20 protein-coding genes and 2 tRNA genes are annotated in these 20,892 nt (G+C 67.8%); 9 read left to right on the top strand and 13 right to left on the bottom strand.

Features of this window, described 5'->3' with window-relative positions; translation table 11 throughout:
* The first annotated feature begins 19 nt into the window (after nt 1-19).
* The 4 genes from Q0Z44_RS02525 (at nt 20) to Q0Z44_RS02510 (ending at nt 4,209) form a co-directional block, all read left to right on the top strand.
* Nucleotides 20-958, top strand: a complete 939-nt coding sequence (locus Q0Z44_RS02525; RefSeq protein ID WP_298009750.1) for a YicC/YloC family endoribonuclease — start codon at nt 20-22, stop codon at nt 956-958.
* Nucleotides 959-1,005: 47 nt separating this feature from the next.
* On the top strand, nt 1,006-1,626 hold the full coding sequence (gene gmk / locus Q0Z44_RS02520; protein WP_298009856.1) for a guanylate kinase: 621 nt from the start codon (nt 1,006-1,008) through the stop codon (nt 1,624-1,626).
* A gap of 65 nt (nt 1,627-1,691) precedes the next feature.
* Nucleotides 1,692-1,895, top strand: a complete 204-nt coding sequence (rpoZ, locus tag Q0Z44_RS02515; RefSeq protein WP_109037324.1) for a DNA-directed RNA polymerase subunit omega — start codon at nt 1,692-1,694, stop codon at nt 1,893-1,895.
* Between the two features lie 109 nt (nt 1,896-2,004).
* Nucleotides 2,005-4,209, top strand: coding sequence for a bifunctional (p)ppGpp synthetase/guanosine-3',5'-bis(diphosphate) 3'-pyrophosphohydrolase (locus tag Q0Z44_RS02510; RefSeq protein ID WP_298009747.1), 2,205 nt, complete (start codon nt 2,005-2,007; stop codon nt 4,207-4,209).
* 15 nt (nt 4,210-4,224) lie between these two features.
* On the opposite strand, the gene greB is transcribed toward Q0Z44_RS02510, so the two are convergent.
* Entirely contained in the window at nt 4,225-4,797 is a 573-nt protein-coding gene (greB, locus tag Q0Z44_RS02505; RefSeq protein ID WP_298009744.1) for a transcription elongation factor GreB, read from the bottom strand.
* 172 nt (nt 4,798-4,969) lie between these two features.
* Here greB and Q0Z44_RS02500 point away from each other — a divergent pair, with 172 nt between their 5' ends.
* The 5 genes from Q0Z44_RS02500 (at nt 4,970) to Q0Z44_RS02480 (ending at nt 10,841) form a co-directional block, all read left to right on the top strand.
* A complete protein-coding gene (locus Q0Z44_RS02500) occupies nt 4,970-5,653 on the top strand; it encodes a helix-turn-helix domain-containing protein (RefSeq protein ID WP_298009741.1) in 684 nt (227 codons plus the stop codon).
* 21 nt (nt 5,654-5,674) lie between these two features.
* The gene (locus Q0Z44_RS02495) at nt 5,675-6,763 is read left to right on the top strand and encodes an ATP-binding protein (protein WP_298009738.1); all 1,089 of its coding nucleotides are present in this window, start codon (nt 5,675-5,677) and stop codon (nt 6,761-6,763) included.
* 10 nt (nt 6,764-6,773) lie between these two features.
* Nucleotides 6,774-7,151 (top strand): response regulator, encoded by a 378-nt coding sequence (locus Q0Z44_RS02490; RefSeq protein ID WP_298009735.1) that lies wholly within the window; start codon nt 6,774-6,776, stop codon nt 7,149-7,151.
* 68 nt (nt 7,152-7,219) lie between these two features.
* Nucleotides 7,220-10,000 carry a PAS domain S-box protein gene (locus Q0Z44_RS02485; protein ID WP_298009732.1) on the top strand — a complete coding sequence of 927 codons (2,781 nt, stop codon included), beginning with the start codon at nt 7,220-7,222 and terminating at the stop codon, nt 9,998-10,000.
* Between the two features lie 145 nt (nt 10,001-10,145).
* Nucleotides 10,146-10,841 (top strand): VTT domain-containing protein, encoded by a 696-nt coding sequence (locus tag Q0Z44_RS02480; protein ID WP_298009729.1) that lies wholly within the window; start codon nt 10,146-10,148, stop codon nt 10,839-10,841.
* Nucleotides 10,842-10,859: 18 nt separating this feature from the next.
* Here the strand turns inward: Q0Z44_RS02480 and Q0Z44_RS02475 are convergent, their stop codons facing one another.
* The 12 genes from Q0Z44_RS02475 to Q0Z44_RS02420 form a co-directional block, all read right to left on the bottom strand.
* Nucleotides 10,860-11,645, bottom strand: a complete 786-nt coding sequence (locus Q0Z44_RS02475; RefSeq protein WP_298009726.1) for a tetratricopeptide repeat protein — start codon at nt 11,643-11,645, stop codon at nt 10,860-10,862.
* 247 nt (nt 11,646-11,892) lie between these two features.
* Nucleotides 11,893-11,969, bottom strand: a tRNA-Arg gene (locus tag Q0Z44_RS02470).
* 31 nt (nt 11,970-12,000) lie between these two features.
* Nucleotides 12,001-12,077 (bottom strand) — tRNA-Arg (locus Q0Z44_RS02465).
* Between the two features lie 104 nt (nt 12,078-12,181).
* Complete coding sequence (locus tag Q0Z44_RS02460; RefSeq protein WP_298009722.1) at nt 12,182-13,438, bottom strand: heme biosynthesis HemY N-terminal domain-containing protein; 1,257 nt, start codon at nt 13,436-13,438, stop codon at nt 12,182-12,184.
* A 20-nt stretch (nt 13,439-13,458) separates the two neighbouring features.
* Nucleotides 13,459-14,619 (bottom strand): uroporphyrinogen-III C-methyltransferase, encoded by a 1,161-nt coding sequence (locus tag Q0Z44_RS02455; RefSeq protein WP_298009719.1) that lies wholly within the window; start codon nt 14,617-14,619, stop codon nt 13,459-13,461.
* A 58-nt stretch (nt 14,620-14,677) separates the two neighbouring features.
* Nucleotides 14,678-15,478 (bottom strand): uroporphyrinogen-III synthase, encoded by an 801-nt coding sequence (locus tag Q0Z44_RS02450; RefSeq protein ID WP_298009716.1) that lies wholly within the window; start codon nt 15,476-15,478, stop codon nt 14,678-14,680.
* A 7-nt stretch (nt 15,479-15,485) separates the two neighbouring features.
* Complete coding sequence (gene hemC / locus Q0Z44_RS02445) at nt 15,486-16,433, bottom strand: hydroxymethylbilane synthase (RefSeq protein ID WP_298009713.1); 948 nt, start codon at nt 16,431-16,433, stop codon at nt 15,486-15,488.
* A gap of 47 nt (nt 16,434-16,480) precedes the next feature.
* Nucleotides 16,481-17,245, bottom strand: a complete 765-nt coding sequence (locus Q0Z44_RS02440) for a flagellar brake protein (protein WP_298009711.1) — start codon at nt 17,243-17,245, stop codon at nt 16,481-16,483.
* A 19-nt stretch (nt 17,246-17,264) separates the two neighbouring features.
* A complete protein-coding gene (locus Q0Z44_RS02435; RefSeq protein WP_298009708.1) occupies nt 17,265-17,612 on the bottom strand; it encodes a flagellar protein FliT in 348 nt (115 codons plus the stop codon).
* Complete coding sequence (gene fliS / locus Q0Z44_RS02430; protein ID WP_298009706.1) at nt 17,609-18,022, bottom strand: flagellar export chaperone FliS; 414 nt, start codon at nt 18,020-18,022, stop codon at nt 17,609-17,611. The genes Q0Z44_RS02435 and fliS overlap by 4 nt, the downstream gene beginning before the upstream one ends.
* Nucleotides 18,023-18,174: 152 nt before the next feature.
* Nucleotides 18,175-19,620: a flagellar filament capping protein FliD gene (fliD, locus tag Q0Z44_RS02425; RefSeq protein WP_298009704.1), complete on the bottom strand. Its 1,446-nt coding sequence runs from the start codon at nt 19,618-19,620 to the stop codon at nt 18,175-18,177.
* Nucleotides 19,621-19,745: 125 nt separating this feature from the next.
* A complete protein-coding gene (locus tag Q0Z44_RS02420) occupies nt 19,746-20,681 on the bottom strand; it encodes a flagellin (protein ID WP_298009701.1) in 936 nt (311 codons plus the stop codon).
* Between the last annotated feature and the right edge of the window lie 211 nt (nt 20,682-20,892).

Below are 20,892 nucleotides of genomic sequence, written 5' to 3'. Positions count from 1 at the left end.
TGTCCGGTGTCAAGTAACCATGTCAGTCTACAGTATGACCGGCTTCGCCAGTGCGGCGGCGTCCTTGCCCGACCAGGGTGGTGAGCACGGCGAGGATTCCGACACGCCATCGGCGTCGCGCAAGGGCCTCAGTGGCTCGGTCGGCGCGGAGTTGCGCTCGGTCAACAGCCGTTTCCTCGATCTGAGCTTCAAGCTCGCCGACGAGTTCCGGGGGCTGGAGCCCGCGCTGCGCGAGCTGGTCACGGCGTCGTTCAAGCGCGGCAAGATGGAGTTCCGCCTGCAGCCGCAGCGCGCGGCCGACGCCGGGTGGCCCCAGCCTCAGCCCGACCAGTTGCACACGCTGGCACGCCTGGAAGGCACGGTGCAGAACTGGCTGCCCAAGGCTGCGCCCTTGAGTGTGAACGAGGTGCTGAACTGGTGCCGTGCAGCCGCGCCGGCTGCCCGCCTGGAAGAGGTCGCCATGCAGGCGGCCCGCCAGTGCATCGAGGCCATGAAGGAGGCCCGCGAGCGTGAAGGCGCCCGCCTGGTGGCCGTGCTGCAGGACAAGCTCAAGGGGCTGAAGGCGCTGGCCGCCCAGGCCGAGCCGCTGGTGCCTCAGGCCGTGCAACGCCAGCAGGAGCGCTTCGTGCAGAAGTACGAGGAGGCCCTGAAGGCCGTGGGCGGCACCGTCACGCCCGAGGCCGCACAGGAGCGCGCGCTGAGCGAGGCGGCTGCCTACGCGCTGCGCATCGACGTGGACGAAGAACTGCAGCGCCTGAAGGCCCACCTCGACGAGATCGGTCGGCTGCTGAAGAAGGGCGGCGAAGTGGGCAAGCGCCTGGACTTCCTCATCCAGGAGCTGCACCGCGAGGCCAACACGCTGGGCTCGAAGGCCGCAGCGCTGGAGCTGACGCAGGTGTCGGTCGACATGAAGGTCCTGATCGAGCAGATGCGCGAGCAGGTTCAGAACCTTGAATGAGTGCCGATAACGTGTCTCATCCCACCCCCATCGCCCCGGTCAGTGACATGGACTACCCCGGCAACCTCTTCGTGGTCTCGGCCCCCAGTGGCACGGGCAAATCCAGCCTGGTGAAGGCGCTGCTCGAGCTGGACTCGCGCCTGCAGGTCAGCGTCTCGCACACCACCCGCAAGCCGCGCGGTCAGGAGCAGCACGGTCGCGAGTACTGGTTCGTGTCCAAGGACGAGTTCAACGCCATGGTGGAACATGGCGACTTCTTCGAACATGCCGAGGTGCACGGCAACTGCTACGGCACGTCCCGCAAGGCGATCGAGGAGCGCATCCAGCACGGCGAGGATGTGGTGCTGGAGATCGACTGGCAGGGCGCGCTGCAGATCAAGCAGATCTTCCCGACTGCCATCCTGATCTTCATCCTGCCACCCAGTTACGAAGAGCTTTTGCAGCGTCTGAACCGTCGCGGCGAGGACGCGCCCGATGTGATCGACGTGCGCATGGCCAATGCCCGCATCGAGGTGGCGCAGGCGCAGCACTTCGATTTCGTGGTGGTCAACGCGCTGTTCGAGTCGGCTTTGTTCGATCTGAAAGCCATTGTTCACGCGCAGCGGTTAAAATACGCTGCTCAGCGCCGCAACAAGTCTGTTGTGTTTCGCGCCCTCAATCTGGTTTGACCGGGCTTGTCCTGGACAAAACCTGAACACGAACCGGTTTGCCGGTTCACCCTTCGGAGAGCCCCATGGCCCGCATCACCGTCGAAGACTGCCTGCAGAAGATCCCGAACCGCTTCCAACTCGTGCTGGCCGCAACCTACCGCGCCCGCATGCTGAGCCAGGGTCACACGCCCAAGATCGACACCCGCAACAAGCCGAGCGTGACCGCCCTGCGCGAGATCGCCGCGGGCCAGGTCGGCCTGGAAATGCTGCGCAAGGTTCCGACCTGATCCAGCCTGGCTCTGCACGCCACACAAGGCCCGCCTCGGCGGGCCTTTGTCGTTGTTTCCCGAGAGCCTGACGTCCCCAGGGGACTTGCGCTCGCGCTACATTCAGGACATGACCCTGGCCACTGACGCCGCGGCGGCTTCTTTTGCCGCGCTGACCCACAAGCTCGATTACCTGGACGAGGCTGACATCCGCCGTGTGCGGGACGCCTACCGGTTTGCCGACGAGGCCCACCTGGGGCAGTTCCGCGCCAGCGGCGAGCCCTACATCACGCATCCGATTGCGGTGGCCGGCCTGTGCGCCGACTGGAAGCTGGACGCGCAAGCCATTATGGCGGCGCTGATGCACGACGCGATGGAGGACTGCGGGGTCACCAAGGTCGAGCTGATCGAGCGTTTCGGGGCGCCCACGGCCGAGCTGGTCGACGGGCTGACCAAGCTCGACAAACTGCACTTCTCGACGAAGGAGGAGTCGCAGGCTGAGTCTTTCCGCAAGATGCTGCTGGCCATGGCGCGCGATGTGCGCGTCATCCTGATCAAGCTGGCCGATCGGCTGCACAACATGCGGACGATGGCCGCGATGGTGGCGCACAAGCGCGCCCGCATCGCCCGGGAAACGCTGGAAATCTACGTGCCGATTGCGCACCGGCTGGGGCTGAACCAGACCTACCGGGAGCTGCAGGAGCTTTCCTTCCAGTACATCAACCCGTGGCGTTACGGGGTGCTGGCCAAGGCCGTGAAGAAGACCCGCGGCAACCGGCGGGATCTGGTCGAGCGCATCCGCAAGGAAGTGCAGGAAGCGTTCGACGCGGCCGGCATGCACGTGGAGGTGTACGGCCGCGAGAAGACGGTCTACTCGATCTATCACAAGATGGTCGAGAAGAACCTGAGCTTCGCGCAGGTCAGCGACATCTTCGGTTTTCGCATCGTGACCAACGAACTGCTGGAGTGCTACACGGCGCTGGGCGTGCTGCACCAGCTCTACAAGCCGCTGCCGGGGCGCTTCAAGGACTACATCGCGATCTCGAAGGCCAACGGCTACCAGTCGCTGCACACCACGCTCGTGAACCCGGTGGGCACGGCGGTGGAGTTCCAGATCCGCTCGCAAGCCATGCACGCGGTGGCCGAGAAGGGCATTGCGGCGCACTGGATGTACAAGGAGCAGGAGGAGCCCGGCGATGCGTCGCCGCAGCAGGCGGCGGTGTGGCTGCAGTCGTTGATCGACATCCAGCACGAGACGCGGGATTCGGCGGAATTCCTCGAGCACCTGAAGATCGACCTGTTCCCGGAGTCGGTGTATGTGCTCACGCCGAAGTCGCGCATCGTGGCGCTGCCCAAGGGCGCGACGCCGGTGGACTTTGCCTACGCCATCCACTCGGGGGTGGGCGACCGCTGCGTCTCGGCCAAGGTCAATGGGGAGCCGGTGCCGTTGCGCTCGCAACTGCACAGCGGCGACGTGGTCGAGATCATCACGGCACCGAGCGCGCGGCCGAATCCGGGCTGGCTGAATTTCGTGCGCACGGGCCGGGCTCGCTCCAAGATCCGCAGCTATCTGAAGGCGATGGAGGCGGAGGAGTCACTGGAGCTGGGCGAGAAGCTGCTGGCGCAGGCGTTGCGTGCCGAGGGGCTCACGCTGCCCAGTGGCGACGACGAGAGTCCGGGTGCGGAAGGTGCCCTCTGGCAGAACCTGGTGCGCTGGGGCGGCAACCGCAGCCAGCGCGAACTGCTGATCGACATCGGCCTGGGCCGCAAGATCGCGCCCATGGTGGCCAAACGCCTGGCACAGCTGATGGCCGAGTCGGGCGAGCGGCCGGACGCGCTGACGCTGACGCTGGGCCGATTTGCGGCGGCCGAGGCGCCGACGCAGGGCTCGGTGGTGATCGACGGCAGCGAGGGCGCCACCGTGCGCCTGGCGCCGTGCTGTACGCCCGTGCCGGGCGATCCGATTGCGGGCTATCTGGGCCGCGGCGAGGGCCTGGTGGTGCACACGCAGCACTGCGGCGTGGGACGACGCCTGTTCGAGCGGGACAGCGAGCGCTGGATCGACGTGAGCTGGGCGGAGGAGCCGACGAGGGCATTCGAAACCGTGCTGGCCGTGACGGTCACCAATGGCAAGGGCGTGCTGGCGCAGGTGGCCTCGGCCATCAGCACGGCCGAAACCGATATCACCCACATCGAGATGGGCGACGAGCGCCTGGGCCAGACGGCGGAGCTGCGCCTGACGGTGGCGGTGCGCGACACCGAGCACCTGTCGGACGTGCTGCGCGCGCTGCGGCGCTGCAACGTGGTCATCAAGGCCGAGCGCGTCTGCCCCTGAGGCCGCAGACGGGCTTCAGGGCGCGTCGGTCTCTCGGGCTGGTGCGGGGTAGCGCACTTCGATGACTTCGAGCCGCTCCAGCCCGCCGGGTGTCATCAGTTGCACCTCGTCGCCTTCGCGGGCCTTCAGCAGCGCGCGGGCGATCGGCGAGATCCAACTGACTTCGCCATTGAGGTTGTCGACCTCGTCGATGCCCTTGATCGTGATGGTGCGTTCCACCCCCGCCTGGTTGGCGTAGGTGACGGTGGCCCCAAAGAAGATCTGGTCGTTGCCATGGTGCGCGGTGGGGTCGGCCACCTCGGCGCGGTCCAGCCGCTTCGTGAGGAAGCGGATGCGGCGGTCGATCTCGCGCAGGCGCTTCTTGCCGTAGAGGTAGTCGCCGTTCTCACTGCGGTCGCCATTGGAGGCCGCCCAGTGGACGATCTCCACCACCTTGGGGCGTTCCACGTCGATCAGGCCGACCAGCTCGGCACGCAGTCGCTGGTAGCCCTCGGGCGTCATGTAGTTCTTGGTGCCGGCAGGCAGCGGCGGCAGGGCGACGTCGTCGTCCTCGTCGCCTTCGGCTTCCTTCGTGAAGGCTTTGCTCATGGGACGCGATTGTGCCCAATCCGCCGGAGCGCGCCAAATGCGACTTCTGCACGCACCGGGGGTGTTTCGTGCACGGGGCGACCTCCGAAGGGACCTGGGAACTCGAAAAACTGAAATGTCTGCCGACAACATGGTTGAGACCACCAACTGGCGCGACAAAAAGGTTTGTCCCATGTCCCACGTGATCCCTCTGGGCCCCGCGGCCCGCATGCTGACCACCCGCGAGGCCGCCCTGCGCCTGGGCGTCTCGCTGCGCACCGTGCAGCTGTGGGTCGAGGCCGACATCCTGCCGGCGGCTCGCACGCCCGGGGGGCACCGACGCATTCCGTACAACGCGGTCGAGGCGCTGGCCTTGAGCACGGGGCTGGGCGGGGAGCCTCCGCGCGCGGACGAGCGCGCCCGGGCCCTGGCTGCGGTGCCCGAGATGCAGCCACAGCCCCCGCGGCCGCGCGATGCCGTGCAGGGCACCCGGCCACTGGACGTGCTGCTGGTGGCCGATGACCCGCAGTGGCAGGCACGCTGTGAAGCCGCGGTGCAGCCGTTCGGGCCCTCGGTGACCATGCGGATGGCTGAAACCGGCTACCTGGCCCTGCTGCAGATCGGCCAGCGTGCGCCCGACCTGCTGGTGACCAACCTGGAATTGCCCGGGATGGATGGCATGGCGATGCTGCGGACGCTGGAGCGGTGCGAGTCACTGGCCGGCATGCGCGTGCTGGTGCTGAGTGCGGCCAGCGACCATGAGATCGCCCGCCGTGGAGGGTTGCCCGCCGCTGCCGAGCTGATTCATCTGCCGGTGTCGCCCGAGGCGATTGCCGTGCGGGTCGGGCGTCAGTTGCTGGGCCAGCGTGTCAGTTGAAGGCGCCAGAAGGGGATCACCATGAACGACGCTTTCCGGATGTTGTTTGACCAGGTCAAGAGTGGCGTGGTCTGGGTGCAGCGCAACGGGGTGGTGCGTTATGCCAACAAGGCCGCGGTGCAGATGACGCCGGTGATGCTGGGCCAGCCGATGATGGACCCGGTGGCCGAGCGCACCGTCAAGGCGGCTGGGCAGAACATGCTGACCCTGCCTTTCCAGTTCGAGCTGACCACGCAGGAGGTGAACCCCGACACGATCCGCGCGGTGGTGATCAACGCGCCGGTGGGCAACGACCTGATGGTGGTGCTCAACAACGTGTCGGAGGAGCGCTGGTATTCGCACGCGCTCGAGAACCTGATCGGCTACATCGACGCCGAAATGGCCCGCCCGATCGAATTGCTGGCGGGCAAGCTGCCGGCCATCGGCCAGATTCTGGCCCGCCCGGGCATCGCGCCCGAACTGCAGGCGCTGGCCGAAGAGGCCTCTGCGCTGTCGGGCAAGCTGGGCAAGCTGCACGATCTGGTCAGCGTCTTCGGCGAGAGTGCCATCCAGCGCGACGAGCGCATCCTGCTGCCCGATCTGCTGCGCAAGGCGCTGGACGAGGTGATGTACCTGGCCGACGCCCGCAATGTGACCGTGGCCGTCAACGGCATCGATGGGGAGTTGCCCCCGGTCTATGGCAGCGTGCACTGGCTGGGCAAGGCCATGTCCGAGTACCTGGAGCAGTCCATCCGCAGCGCGCAGCCGGGCGGGCTCATCGACCTGTCGGTGCAGGCCGTGGGCACGCGCGTGATGGTGCGCGCCCGTAACCAGGGCCTGTTCGTGTCCAACCACGAGCGCCGCAAGGCCTATGTGCCCTTCGGGGTGGGCGACTCACCCAAACCCGTGGCACGGCAAGGTATCGGCCTGGCGCTGAGTCAACGCATCCTGGAACAGCACGGCGGCTCGGTACGCATCGAGGACGACTTCGATGGCGTCGACTTCGTGCTCGAGATCCCGGCGGGGGCCCCCGCCACGCAGGACGCCCAACTGTCCGTGGAGCAGGCTCAGCGCTATGCGCGCGACATGTCGCAGCTGCTGGCCCGCAGCATGAGCAAGAAAGTCACCTGAGGAGACAGACATGGCCCACCGCATCCTGATTGTTGAAGACCAGGCCGACATCCGCAAGCTGATCCGCATGACGCTGGAGTTCGGCGATTTCGAGATCCACGAGGCCCACGACGGCGAGTCCGGTCTGGCCATGGCCCGCGCCATCCGGCCCACGGTGATGCTGCTGGACGTGATGATGCCGGGCCTGCTGGACGGCTACCAGGTGTGCGCCCGCATCAAGCAGGATCCCGAACTGAAGGCCATCCAGGTGGTGATGCTGACGGCGCGGGGTCAGGCGACGGACCTTGCCGCTGGCGAGGCCGCTGGTGCCGACGCCTACCTGGTCAAGCCGTTCAGCCCGCTGGAGCTGATCGAGCGCGTGGAAGCCATGGTCTCGACCGTCGCCTGAGGGCAGCCCTGCACCGGGGGTGCCAGTCGCCCCGCGTCGGCCCCCTCGTGGGCGCAAGGAGTGAGGCCATGATGAACCACCGTCGCGATGCTGTGGAGCTTCCCGCCACCCTCGAGCGGCTCATCTCGGCGCTGGAGCGCCTGACCGGGCGGATTCCCTTGGGGCATGCGCTGACGCTCATCGGGGCCATCGGGGTGCTGCTGACCTCGGCCATGGTCTTCACCGTGTGGCGCATCGAGGCCGAGCGCACCCGACACGAGTTCGACGCCGATGCGGTGCGGCTGCAGATGTTGCTGCAGGATCGGTTGATGCAGCGTGTGATGACGCTGGAGCAGGCAGCGGCCTTGTTCGGCGCCAATGACCGCGGGATGGCATCTGCCAGCTGGCCCGCCGCCCGGATCCTGCGCGTGAATGGCGAGGCCGCATCGCCCGCGGCCTTGAGCCGACTGGGGGGCTACACCCCGGCCGACAGCGAGGCGCTGGCGTCCTGCCTGGTGCACGTGGAGGTCGGTGCCACCACCTTGTGTCCGCCAGCCACCGGGGCGGCGAGCGAGAACCGCTTCATGGCACGGGCGCTGCCCGCTTCGCGAGGCTGGGTCGTGGCGCTGCTGAACGACGCCGATCTGCTGCCCGCGGCCCTGTCTCGCGGCGACTGGCTGCTGTGGGCGCGGCTGTTCGGCAAGGTACCTGTGCCGCTGCATGAGGGGGCGCGCTTGCCCGCGGCGCCCGCGCTCGACGAGGCCGCACTCACCCGCTGGCACCGTGACGTCGGCATCATGCTGGCTGGTGAGCGCCTGACTCTCACGTTGCAGGGCCACGAACAGGCGCGTGGGTGGTGGCAGGGCCTGATGCGCTACGCCAGCGTGTGGGCGGCGGCCGCGTTCGGGCTGGTCTGCACGCTCACGGCGCTGCATGTTTACCTGATGCTCATCTCCACGCGCAGGCGCGCGGCCCGCATGGCGAGCGAGATGTCGGCGGAGTTGGAGCGCACACAGTCGCGCAACCAGGCGGTCATGGACACGGCGGCCGATGCCATCGTGATGGTCGATGGCCAGGGGCTGGTCCGCTGGTGCAATCAGGCCACCACCAGCATCTTCGGCCGGCCGCCCGACGTGCTCGTGGGCCAGCCGATCGACAGCGTGCTGCCCGCCCTGTCGCCGGACGGTCTGGACGACTGGTTTGCCAACCACGGTTTCTCCAACCGCGTGATCGGCTGCGAGACCACGGGGCTGCGCAACGAGGGCACGGCCTTTCCGGTGGCGGTGTCGGCGAGCCGGGCCACGCTGGACGGCGAGCGCATCCAGACCTTCATCGTGCGCGACACCACCGACGCGAAGTGGGCCGAGCAGGAGCTCATCCTGCGTGACCGTGCGCTGGCCTCGTCGGCCGATGGCGTGGTGATCGCGTCGATGACCTTGCCCAACCACCCGGTCATCTACGTGAACGCGGCGTTCGAGAAGATCACGGGCTACGAGGCCCATGAGGTGCTGGGCCTGAACTGCAGCCTGCTGCAGCGGCATGACCGCAACCAGCCCGGCGTGGAGGCCATGCGGGAGGCCATCCGTGAGGGCCGGCCCTGCCAGGTCGTGGTGCGCAACTACCGCAAGGATGGCAGCCTGTTCTACAACGAGCTGGCCATCTCGCCGGTGCTCAATGCCGAGGGCGCGCTGACGCATTACGTTGGCGTGCAGTCGGACATCACCGATCGCATCGCGGCCGAGCAGGTGCTGCAACTGCGCACCGAGCGGCTCAACGCCGTGTTCGATCTGAGCCCCGATGGCTTTGTGGTGCTGGACAAGCGGGGCGAGGTCAGCATCGTGAACCCGGCCTTCGAGCGCATGACCGGCTTGCTGGCGGCCGATCTGGTCGGGCAGTCGATCGAGGCGCTGGAAGAGCAGTTGATGGCGCGTTGTCAGTGGGTCGAGACGGATGCCGTGGTGTCGGTCGAAGGGCAGGGGCCGGAGGGCGATGCCCGCCAGTTCGGCCCGCGCGAGTTGCTGCACCTGCACACACCGTGTGCTCGCACGCTCACGCGCCGCGTTCGACACGGCGGGCAGGACAACGAGACCGTCATGTACTTCCGCGATGTCACGCACGAGCGGGAGGTGGACCGCATGAAGAGCGAGTTCCTGTCGATGGCCGCACACGAACTGCGCACCCCGATGGCCAGCATCTTCGGCTTCACCGAACTGCTGCTCAAGCGCCAGTTCAGCGACGAGCGCCGCAACGACATGCTGTCGACCATCCACCGGCAGGCGCAGGTGCTCATCAACCTTGTCAACGAGTTGCTGGACCTGGCCCGCATCGAGTCGCGCCGGGGCAAGGACTTCAAGCGCGAGCGCCAGGTGCTGCAGCCGCTGATCGAGGCCACGCTGTCGGGCCTGCTGGTGCACAACGACCCCCGCAAGGTGGACTACCACCTGCCCGAGGAGGCCATCGTCGTCGACGTCGACCGGGAGAAGCTGTCGCTGGCGCTGACCAACGTGCTGTCCAACGCCTACAAGTACTCCCCGGGGGGCGGCGCCATCGAGCTGTCGCTGCTGTGGCGGTCGCAGGGGCTGCAAGGGGTGCAGGGCGAAGTCGGCATCCAGGTCACCGACCACGGGCTCGGCATGACGCCCGACCAGCTCGAGCGGGTGTTCGAGCGCTTCTTCCGCGCCGACACCTCGGGCAACATCCCGGGCACCGGCCTGGGCATGACCATCGTGAAGGAGATCATCGAGCTGCACGGTGGACAGGTGATGCTGACCAGCGAGCACGGTGCGGGGACCACGGTGGTGCTGTGGTTGCCGGTGGTGAGCGGTGCGCCTGTGGCGCAGCAAGGCGAGTCCGAGGCGGCCATGGCCTGAGGTGTGGCGTGCGGGATGCGGGCATCCCCGAAGCGCGGGGGCTGCGGCCTTGTTCGGGGGCATCCCCGCATGGCCGGGTGCGGAGGGCCGGGGCAGCATCGCTCTGCGCGCGCGGCGATGGGGCCGCCGCGCCTGGAGACCGTCCGTGCTTTCCTCGCTGTCTGTGCCTCCGTTGCGACGGACGCGCTTTCTATTCATTGCGGCTTACGCGCTGGTGGGCGTGGGCCTCGTCTGGCTGTGGCAGCAGCCGCAGGCCAGGGCGCTGCTGAGTCTGCCGGCCTTGTCCGAGGCCGGACGCACGTTGCTGAAGACCCCGTTCGGCTCCCTGGCCGTGATCGGCGGCTACGTGCTGGCCGTGTTCCTGGCGGTGCCCGTGGCCGCACTGATTGCCGCGGGGGTGCTGGTGTTCGGGCCGTGGCCCGGCATGGCCTACGCGATGGCGGGGATGCTGGCGGGGGCGGTCGTCGCCTGGGCGGTGGGACGCTGGAGCGGCCCGGCGCTGATCGACCGGGCGGCGGGCGGGCGGCTGGCGCTGCTGTCGGCGCACTTGCACCGGCGCGGTCTGTGGACGGTGGCGGTGGTCCGCGCCTTGCCGGTGGCGCCGTTTCTGGTGGTGAATGTGGCGGCCGGTGCGCTGGGCGTTCGACTGCGTGATTACGTGCTCGGCAGCTTTCTCGGCCTGCTGCCCGGCACGGTCGGGATGTCGCTGTTCATGGACCGTGTGGTCGCGGTGTGGCGCGAGCCGGGACCCGGCGCTTGGGCCAGCCTGGCCGCGGTGTTCGCCGGCGTGGCCACCCTGCTGTGGTGGACGCGACGCAGGCTCAGCCAGCCGCCGGTCTGAGCCTGCGCGGGCCGGCCCTCAATACAGGCCGGCGGCGCTGCCCGATTGGAGGGCGGCCAACGCCGCAGGGTAGCCTTGTGCAGCCGCCTTCTTCAGCCAGTGCAGGCTGGCCGGCAGATCCTTGTCCTGACCCACGCCGGTGCGGTGCATCACGGCCAGCGCGTACTGGGCCTCGGCCTCGCCGGCATCGGCCGCCAGACGAAAGCGACGTGCCGCTTCGGCCAGGTCGCGCGGCACGCCACGGCCGGCCTCGTACATCCAGGCCAGGCGGGTCTGCGCGCTGCGGTCACCCTGGTCCGCCAGGCGCGCATACAGCGTGGCGGCCTCGGTGTGGCGGCCCCCGGCCGACAGCGATTCAGCCTGCTGATACGGGCTCAGAGCCTGGTCGGGCTGATCGAGTGCGGCCAGGCGGGCGCGCGCGTCCGCGTCACCGGCCTGTGCCGCCATGCCGAGATAGAGCCGCGCCCGGGCCAGGTCTCGCGGCAGTGTCTCGCCGGTGCTGTAGAGCAGGCCCAGTCGGTACTGGGCCTTGAAGTTGCCAGCCCGCGCCGCGGCGGTGTAGAGGGTTTCGGCCTTGGGCAGATCACGCGGCTCGCCCAGTCCGTCTTCGGCCAGCACGCCCAGGTTGAACAGCGCGTCGCCGTTGCCTACCTCGGTCAGCGTCTCCCACACATGGCGGGCCTCGGCGTAGTGCCCCATCTTGAACTCGGCGTAGGCCTTGTAGTTGCCCATGGCCGGATTGCGCAGCCAGTCGCTGCGGGTGCTGTCCTGCGCAGAGGCCGTGCCGATGAGGGCGAGCAGCATTGCTGCGGAGAGCAGGGGGCGCCGCCATGGCGAGCAGGAGGCGGGGTGAGAGGGCATGGGCTTTGTCTCCGGTGACCTGCGCGCTGCGCAGCCGGGCCGGTGCGTGCCGGCCCTGGGTTGAATGCCCGACAGCATACGCGCTGCGTGTCATCTGGAGGGGGCCTCGGCGCGAAGAAAGCGGAGGCAAAAACACAAAAGGTCAGATGCCTTGAGACATCTGACCTTCTGGCGCACAACGCAATGTGCTTGGTGCGGCTGGCAGGATTCGAACCCACGACCCCTTGGTTCGTAGCCAAGTACTCTATCCAACTGAGCTACAGCCGCTAAAAATGTTCTCGGCTACCAGTGATGAAACTGGTGCGGCTGGCAGGATTCGAACCCACGACCCCTTGGTTCGTAGCCAAGTACTCTATCCAACTGAGCTACAGCCGCCGAGAAGTGAAACTATAGCATGTTTTCGGCCCTGCCGTCAAAACGGTGCACTTTTTGTGCGTCGCCGCGGCACAGTGTGGTGGGCGCCACACCGCCGCGGCGGGTCAGTCACGTTCGCCGGGCAGCGCGGCCCGACGGTAGAAGCGAGCGGCTTCGTCGTCGCGGTGTTCGCGTTCGGCAAGCTGGCCCAACGCGGCCCAGGCCGTGCGGCGCCGCTCGGTGTCCAGCGCCTGGTCATTGGCCGCCGACATCAGCATGCCGCGCGCCTTGCCCCACAGCTGTCGTTCCGACAACGCCAGGCCCAGCACCAGCGCCAGGCCCGGATGGCGCAGGGCCATCTGCGTGTAGGCATCCAGGCGTGGCAGCCACTCGGCTTCCAGGCCGATCAGGCTGTCGCCCAGCGCCTGGGTCAGCGCGTCGACGGCCTCGGGCGATTGCTCGGGCAGGCGGTCCCACAGCGGGGCCAGCCACTGACGGGCATCGGCCGGGGCGCCGAGCGAGGCCATGCGCCGTGCGGCGTGCGCCACCACCATGGCGTCGCGCCGGTCAGCGGGGTCGAGGTGCGACCACACGTTGCGGAGCTGGTCGGCGTCGCGGGCCGAATCGAGTGTCTCGGTGGCCAGTGTGCGCAGCAGGCCTTCGGCGGCAACCGGTGTGAAGCCCTGGTGCTTGGCCAGCAGGCGGGCGGTGCGCAGCGCCTCGACGGGCTGGCGGGCCAGCCGGGCAGCCTGGAGCTTGAGACGCAGGGCCTGGGTGCGGCGTGCCACGCCGGGCGGCAATTCGGCCAGATCGCGCAGGGCCTTGGGGGCGTCGCGGTCTTCCAGCGCGCATTCGGCGGCCATCAGGCGTGCGCCCTCTTCGGTCGGGCGCGGCTTGCGCGTCAGCTGCGAGAGCTCGATGGCGCGACGCAACTGCTCGTCGCGGCGCGGGCGGTCCTGCAGGCGGTGCAGGCTGCCAGCCGACAGCAGGTGGGCCAGGGCCGTGAACTCGGCATCGAGCGCCAGTTCGGGTGTGTCGGCCTGGATGGCGATCGCCTTCTGGCAGGCGCGGTGGGCGCGGCTGTAGCGGCCGGCCATGTACAGCGCCAGCCCTTCACGCAGGGCCGCCTGGGCCAGGCGGTCGCGCTGGTTCAGGCGCCAGCGTCGGGCGCGCTGCGGCAGGTCCAGCAGGCCGTCGAGCCCGCGGATCAGCGAGTACACGGCCAGGTAGATCAGGATCAGGCTGATCAGGAAGAGGTTGAGCGAGAGGTCGGCGCGCCAGCCCATCCAGTAGAGGGTGACGAGGCCGTCATTGGCGCCGAGGGCGGTGGCCCCGACCACGGCCACGACGGCCAGCAGCAGAAGCCAGACGATGGAACGCATGCCTTGGGTCCTTCCGGGGCTCAGCGACCGCCGTTGACCGCGATGAGCGCGGCCAGCGTGTCATCGGGGCGGGGCACCACGGTGTGCTGGCCCTGGCCGATCACTTCGGCCAGCAGCGATTGCAGCAGCTGGGTCTTGCGCGAGCTGGTGTCGAAATAGCGGGACACGGCCTGCTGCGTGGCTTGCAGGTCGGCGGTGGCGGTGTGCGTCTGCCGGCTCAGCAGGGCCACGCGGGCATTGAGCAGGCGCAGCTTCATGTTCTCGCGCATGAAGAAACCCTGCTCGGGCGACATCAGCATCGCTTCGGGGCGGTCCACGCGGGTCAGGCGGACGAGGCCGCGGGTCTCATCCCACACGGTGCGGGCAGAGCCGCTGATCCAGCCCAGCACCTGCTCGCCCCAGCCGGGCTCGCCAGAGGCCGCTTCGGAGGCCGCGCCCGGGGCAGAGGCACCCTTGGTGGCCTGGGCGTTGCGCAGCGCGGGCCGGCTGGGGGCGGGCACCGGGCGGCCCTTCGCCATGGTGGCCTCGGGCTGGTTGAGCAAGGGCACCTCGTCGATGAGGCGGATGGCCTCGTCGAGGCGGATGCCCAGGGTGACGAGGTCGGCCACGCGCGTGGCTTTCACGCGGTCAAGGTCCTTGGCGATGGCGCGGCGCACGTTGTCCAGCCGGGGCTGGCGGGTGCGGGTCAGGCGTTCATCGGCCGATTGCAGTGCGGCCACGATGGGATCGGCGCTGCCCGTCAGCGAGGCCTGCTGTGCGGCCACGCGCAGGCTTGATTCGATGTCGGCCAGCAGGTTCTCGTCGCGTGACTGGCTGAGGTTCTTGACCAGGTCTTCGACCTGCGTGCGCTGCAGGGCGACTTCGGCCAGGCGGGTTTCGAGCAGCGTGGCGCGGGCCGCAGCCTCGCGCGAGAGCTCCTGGGCCTGCTTGGCGGCCACGCGGGCCTCGGTGGCCTGGCCCTGGCTGTCCTGCTGTCGGCGCACCAATTCCTGTTCGAGGCTGTGCACGCGCTGCTGCGTCTGCCAGGCAGACCAGCCGGTCGCGACGGCGGCGGCGGCCAGCGCCAGAACGGTCCATCGCATCCACCCGGGCTGCCCGGACGGGGTGACGGTGTCGTCGCCTGCGCGAGGGGACACGGGCAGTGCGGGCTCGGTGGCTTGAGGTGGGGTGGTATCGGTCACGCTTTGATTGTATCGAGCGGCCCAGCGTGCGCCCGTGACAAAAAGGCGTGGGGCCGACTCAGGCGGCCGTGCGTCGTGCCTGCACGACGGCCTCGAGCGTGGGCCGCGTCTGAACAATGTGGCCGAAGCCCGCGCGCCGGGCGTGTTCGGCGATCTTCGGGTGGGTGACGAGGGCCTGGTGGTCTGCCCAGTCGGGTACAGCACAGGACCAGGCGGGCAGGTGGTGGGCGATCAGATGGTCGATGGCTTGTGAGCTGCTGAACAGCCACTGGTGGGTGGCGGGTTGAGCCAGCGCGGCGCGAGCCAGCGCCTGTTCGTGTGCCTGCCAGGTGCCGGGGCCGCGCTGGTAGGCCAGCACCGGGGTGACAGTGGCGCCGCGCGCGCGCAGTTGCTCGGCCAGCCAGGTGCGTCCCTTGACGTCGGACTGGTCGCCGCCGCCGAGGATGGCCACGTGCTGCCCTGCCCAGTCCAGTGGGGCCAGCACGGGCCACAGGTGTTCGGAGTCGAACTGGCTGGCCTGGCTGGGTGGGGTCAGGATCTGCTGCGGCGTCAGGCCGCTGGGGGCGCCGGCTGCCTGCAGGGATCGGGCCGTGCCCGGGCCCGGCGTGGCAGCCAGGCAGGTGGCAGGCCAGCGCGCTTCGGGCGGCCGCAGGGCAAAGAACCACTGCACCGCAGCGGGGCTCACGAACATCAGCAGTCGGTGCGCTGCCAGCCCATGCCACAGCGCGCGAACCGGCTCAGGATCGGCCGGGCCTTCGATGGCGATCAAGGGCAAGGCCGCGGCATCGAGCCCGGCCGCACGCAGGTCGGCCACCCAGGCATCGGCCTGGGGCTGGGGCCGCGTGACCAGCAGCGGCATGGACGGATCAGGCTGCCGGGTGCAGCGCAGCCAGCCATTCCGGGCCGGCCTGCTCCTGCAGCCGCCGCGCAACCGCCTGGCCCATGGCCTCGGCTTCGGCAGCATCGGCCGGGGTGGCGCTCAGGCTGGCTTCCACCAGGCCGCTGGCGCTCGGGTGTCCCAGTCGGGCGTCGAGCACCAGCTGGCCTTCGCGCCACTGGGCGAACGCGGCCAGCGGCATCGAGCAGCTGCCGCCCAATGCGCGCGACACCGCCCGCTCAGCCAGCGTGGCCAGCCACGTCGGCATGTGGGCCAGCGAGGCGATGGCGTCGGCGAGTTCGGCGTTGCCGGTGCGGATTTCGATGCCGAGGGCGCCCTGGCCCGCAGCGGGCAGCATCACCGACGGTGCAATGAGGGCGCGGATGCGGCCTTCGAGGCCCAGGCGCTTGAGCCCGGCGGCCGCAAGGACGATGGCGTCGTACTGACCGTCGTCGAGCTTGCGCAGACGGGTGTCGAGGTTGCCCCGCAGGGGCTCGATCTTCAGGTCGGGGCGCAGGGCGCGCAACTGGGCCAGGCGGCGCAGGCTGGAGGTGCCCACCACCGCGCCTTGCGGCAGGGCTTCGATCGACGCGTAGCGGGACGACACCAGCGCATCGCGCGGGTCTTCGCGCTCCATCACGGCGGCCAGCACGAAGCCTTCGGGCAGCTCCATGGGCACATCCTTCAAGGAATGCACAGCGAGGTGCGCCCGGCCTTCTTCGAGCGCGACTTCGAGTTCCTTGACGAACAGGCCCTTGCCGCCGACCTTGGAGAGGGCGCGGTCGAGGATCTGGTCACCCTTGGTCGTCATGCCCAGCAGGTCGACGGGCCGGCCGAAGCGGCGCGACAGGATGTCGCGGACATGCTCGGCCTGCCACAGGGCCAGGCGGCTTTCACGGGTGGCGATCACCCAGGAGGACAAGGCGGTGGTGCTCATGCCCGGCATTATCGGGCCTGACGGCTCCCGGGACACGAAAGGCAGGCTCAGCCTTTGATGCTGCCCAAGGTGGCGAGTCGACGCTTCTGCGTCTGGTTCACGTACAGGGCCAGTGTGCGGTCGCGCGGGTCGATGCCGGCCAGCTCGCAGCCCAGTCGGTGCGCCGGGGCCTGCGTGCCCAGGGCGGTCACGTGGTGCACGATGAGATCGCAGCTCAGCTGGGTTTCCTCGTCCAGCTCCAGGTCGACAGCCTGGATGCGGCTGCCCGCGGCCACCATGGGGGCATCGGGCGGCAGCAGGAGCGCCACGCCATGCAGGCTGACGTCCAGCACGCGCAACACGAGCGGGGCATCGGGCCGAGCCGGGTGAACCAACCGCGCCAGGGGGGTGCTCGATGCCAGCGGCTGCACACGGAAGGCGGCGCGGCGTTGGAAGCGGTAGGCCACGGTCGGCAGGCTCGCGTGCAGGGTGCTGCCCTGGGTGCCGTGCACGAGCACGAGGCCATCCATGTCGAACTCGACCTTGATGCTGTCAAGGTAGGCGACGGCTGACACCTCGTTGCTGTCGAGCAGGGCCTGAATGCGGGCATCGCCCTCTTCGGCACTCAGGGTCACCGTGTGACGCTGCGGGTCGATGGTCAGCAGCACCGTGGTGTAGCTGGCGCCGCCCGGCGCACTCAGGGTGACCAGTGCGTGCTCGTCGTGCATCTGGCGGAGCAGTGCTGCAATCTCGACGGCCGACGTGATGCGGTAGTCGTCCAGATCGGCAACACGCCCGCGTGATGCGGGCGTGGAAGGGGTGCGGGTGTCCATGTCGGATTAGCCCGAGGGCTCAATGCATCTTCGTCGGATCGGTGGTGTTGCCCATCATGCGACTGAGGTCGTTGATCCACGGCTCGGCCAGGTTGCGGATCTCGGCGTCGTTGACAAGGATGCGCTGCATGATGCGCGTCTTGAGCGCCAGTTCCGACGGGCCCATCGGGTGCTCTTCCGAGGCGTGCTTGAGCTGCGCGATCAGCACGGCGCAGGCGCCTTCCAGCTTCACCACGGTGTCCCAGTCGCCCTTGCGGGCGGCGTTGAGCATGTCGTGGCTGGCGGTCTCGATCGCTTCGTAGTAGCCCAGCAGGCTGCCGTGGAAGAGTTCTTCGTCGGGGTGGCCGAGGATTTCGGGGGCGTTCATGCGCGGAGCTCCATGCCAGAGGCGTAGGCGGTATGGCTCTCGCCTGCGTTGATGCCTTCCCACGCTTCACGAATCGGTTGCATGAGGGCGTTGCATTCGTCGAGCGCCGCCTCGTCGTTGCGCAGATTGGCGTGAGTGAGGCGGAGGCAGACGTAGCCGTAGAGGTCGCTCAGATTCTGAGCCAGTTCTCCACCGGCTCGCAGATCGAGGCTGGCTTTGAGACCTTCGTCGACGATGCGCAACGCCCGACCCAGGGCGTTGCCCTTGGCGGCCATGTCACCGGCCTTCATGGCGCCACGGCCTTCGGCCACGGCATCGAAGTAGCCGGCGAGCAGCAGTTTGATGAGCTTGTGTGGAGACGCGCCGCTGATGCTGGTCTCGACGCCCACTTGCTTGTACATCGCGGACATCGTGCGGTCTCCGGCGGGGAGAGGGCGGGAAAACGGGCTGGCAGGTGCAAACATCTTGGTGCTCTGCTGGGTTGACGACTGATGTATTGGTTATCGACCTGCTGTGAGCAAGCTTGACCCGTTTAGCCCTGAAACAGGCGGTGACTACGCCCTCAGTTCTTGTTCAAGGCCGCGAGCTGTGCGGACACGTAACTCTGCAGCCCACTGAGCTTGGAGACATTGGTGTCCAGGGCCGAGTACTGCGCCCGCAAGCGGGCCTCCATCAGCGTGACGCGGTCTTCGATCCGTTCGATCTTGTCCTTGTTGCGCTTGATGGTGCTGTTGAGGCCATCCGTCTTGGAGTCGATGGCGCCATCGTCCTGGAGGAGCTTCTTGGTCAGCTCTGCGACGCGCTGCCCGATCCCGTTCTTGGTCGTGTCTGCCTCGTTCACGTTGGAGAAGAACTTCTTCATCTCCGGCAGGTTGTCCAGCGCGGCGTTCAGCTTGGATGACTTCGTGCTGAGCGTGCCGTCCTTGCCAATGTCGAGGCCGATGTCCGGCAGGCGCGAGAACACGCTTGAAGCCCCCGTTTCGCTTCCCATCAGGCTTCGGATCTGGGAGAGCAATCCTCGCGCGGTCGCGTCGCCTTGCAGCGGGCCGGCGGTCTTGGAAGCTTCGTCGTACAGCGTCTGAACGCGGATGGTGCTGACGACGTTGTTGTAGGCCGAGACGAAGGTGTCGATGCCCTTCTTGATGCTGGAGGTGTCTGAGGTCACGTTCACCGAAACGGGCGAACTGGTGACCTTTCCGACCGTCAGGCTCACACCCTCGAGGACGTTGCTGAACGTGTTGCTGCTGGAGGACACCGAGATGCCGTTGATCTCGGCCACCGCATTGCCCGCGAGTTGCGTGCGCGCCATCGGGTTCTCGGCTTTGACCTTGGTGCCGTCGTACGCCAGCGCGGAGAGGCCCGGCGCGGCTGCGTCTTCCGTTACGTCGACCTTGAAGCCGTTCTCGCTGCCGGTGGAGCCGCGCATGATGAGGCGTGTGCCCGACGCGTCCGTGACGAGCGAGGCGGTGATGCCCGCGTTCGCACTGTTGATGCGGTCACGGATCTTCTCGAGCGTGTTGTCCTCAGGCCCGATCGAAATCTTCACTTCCTGCGCGGCGGCCTTCGCGTTGAAGGTGGCCGCGGGCGGTGCGTTGTCCGGATCGTTTGCGTAGGTGCCAAGCTGAATGCGGATCTCGCCCTGCCCCACGGCGGAGGTCTTGGCTGCAAACGGCTTGCTGGCGATGTACTGCGCCGACGCGAGTGCGGACACGTTGACGCTGTAGGCGCCTGCCGCACTTTCTGACGTTGACGTGACGGCCACCGCTGACGCGTCGCTGGACGACGCCGTGGTGGCCGTCCAGAAATCGGACTTGTTCAGCGCCTTTGCAGCGTCCTGCAATGCGGAAAACGCACTCTGGATCTTGCCCCACGTGGAAACCTTGGTTTCCAGCTTCGAGTTCTGCGTGGCAATGACCTGTGCGGGCTGCTTTTCGATCGCCACCAGCTTGGTGACGATGGATTCCGCATCCAGTCCGCTGCCAACCCCCAGTGAAGATAACGACGCCATGATCTGCCCCTCTCAATGCACAACAGTCCAGGCAGTGACTCACCACCCGGACATCGAAGGAATCGGCTGTCGTTCACGGAACTTGAGCCGCGCTGATCCCATCGCGTGAAGAAGTTCGCGGGATGTCAGCCTTGCAGCAGCTTCAGAACCTGCTGCGGCAGCTGGTTGGCTTGCGCCACCATCGCGGTGCCGGCCTGCTGCAGGATCTGGGCGCGCGACAGGTTGGCTGTTTCGGCGGCGAAGTCGGCATCCATGATGCGTCCGCGGGCCGCGGCCTGGTTCTCGACGCTCACCTGGAGGTTCGAGATCACGGCCTCGAAACGGTTCTGTGCAGCGCCGAAATCGGCGCGCTGGTCGTTGACCACGTCGAGCGCCTTGTCGATGGCGTTGATGGCGTCATCGATCTCGGCTGCGCTGGCCAGTGTGCTGCCCGTTCCGCCACCGATTGCAATGCCGTTCGTGCCGTCGAAGGCGCCAACCACCGTGGCCATGAGGTCCTGCACAGCCGACGTAGAGGTCGATGCAATCGCGGAGGAGGCAGAGATGGCGGAGCCGCCGCCGAGCACCGCCCCCTTGATGTCGATCGTGTCTTCGTTGGTCGTGCCCGCGCCGACCTGGAATTCCAGTGTGGTGGCTGCGGTGGACGAGAAGAGCGGCTTGCCGTTGAACTTGGTGCCATCGATCGTCCGGGAGATTTCTCCCTGCAGTTGCGCGAATTCCTTCTGCAGGTTGGCGCGGTCGCCTTCCGAGTTCGTGGCGTTGCGCGACTGGACTGCCAGCTCACGCATGCGCTGCAGGTTGTCGCCGATCTTGCCCAGTGCGCCTTCCGCAGTCTGCGAGAAGGAGATGCCGTCGTTGGCGTTGCGGATCGCGACGTTCATGCCGCGGACCTGGGTGTTCATGCGCTCGGCGATCGCCAGACCCGCGGCGTCATCCTTGGCGGAGTTGACGCGCAGGCCCGATGACAGACGCTGCATCGAAGTGGACAGCGAGGTCTGCGAGGTGTTCAGATTCCGCTGGGCGTTGAGCGAAACGATGTTCGTGTTGATCGTTTGGGGCATGTTGCACTCCTAAAGAACCCGTGACTCCCGGCATGCACGCCGGCCGGCTATTGGCTGGCCAAAGACGGTGTCACCTTCGACCTGTAGTGAGTGCAATGGTGAGACTTTTGGGTCAGGGGCAAGGCCGCGATGTGACCGGCTTTTGGGGGCTATTTCGCATCTTGATCCACCCCATGAAAAAGGCCGCCCCGTGGGGCGGCCTGTTCGCTTG

Source organism: uncultured Aquabacterium sp., assembly GCF_947366995.1.
GTDB lineage: Bacteria > Pseudomonadota > Gammaproteobacteria > Burkholderiales > Burkholderiaceae_C > Aquabacterium.
Note: the sequence above shows the minus strand (reverse complement) of the source record. Positions and strands in the feature narration are given on the sequence as shown.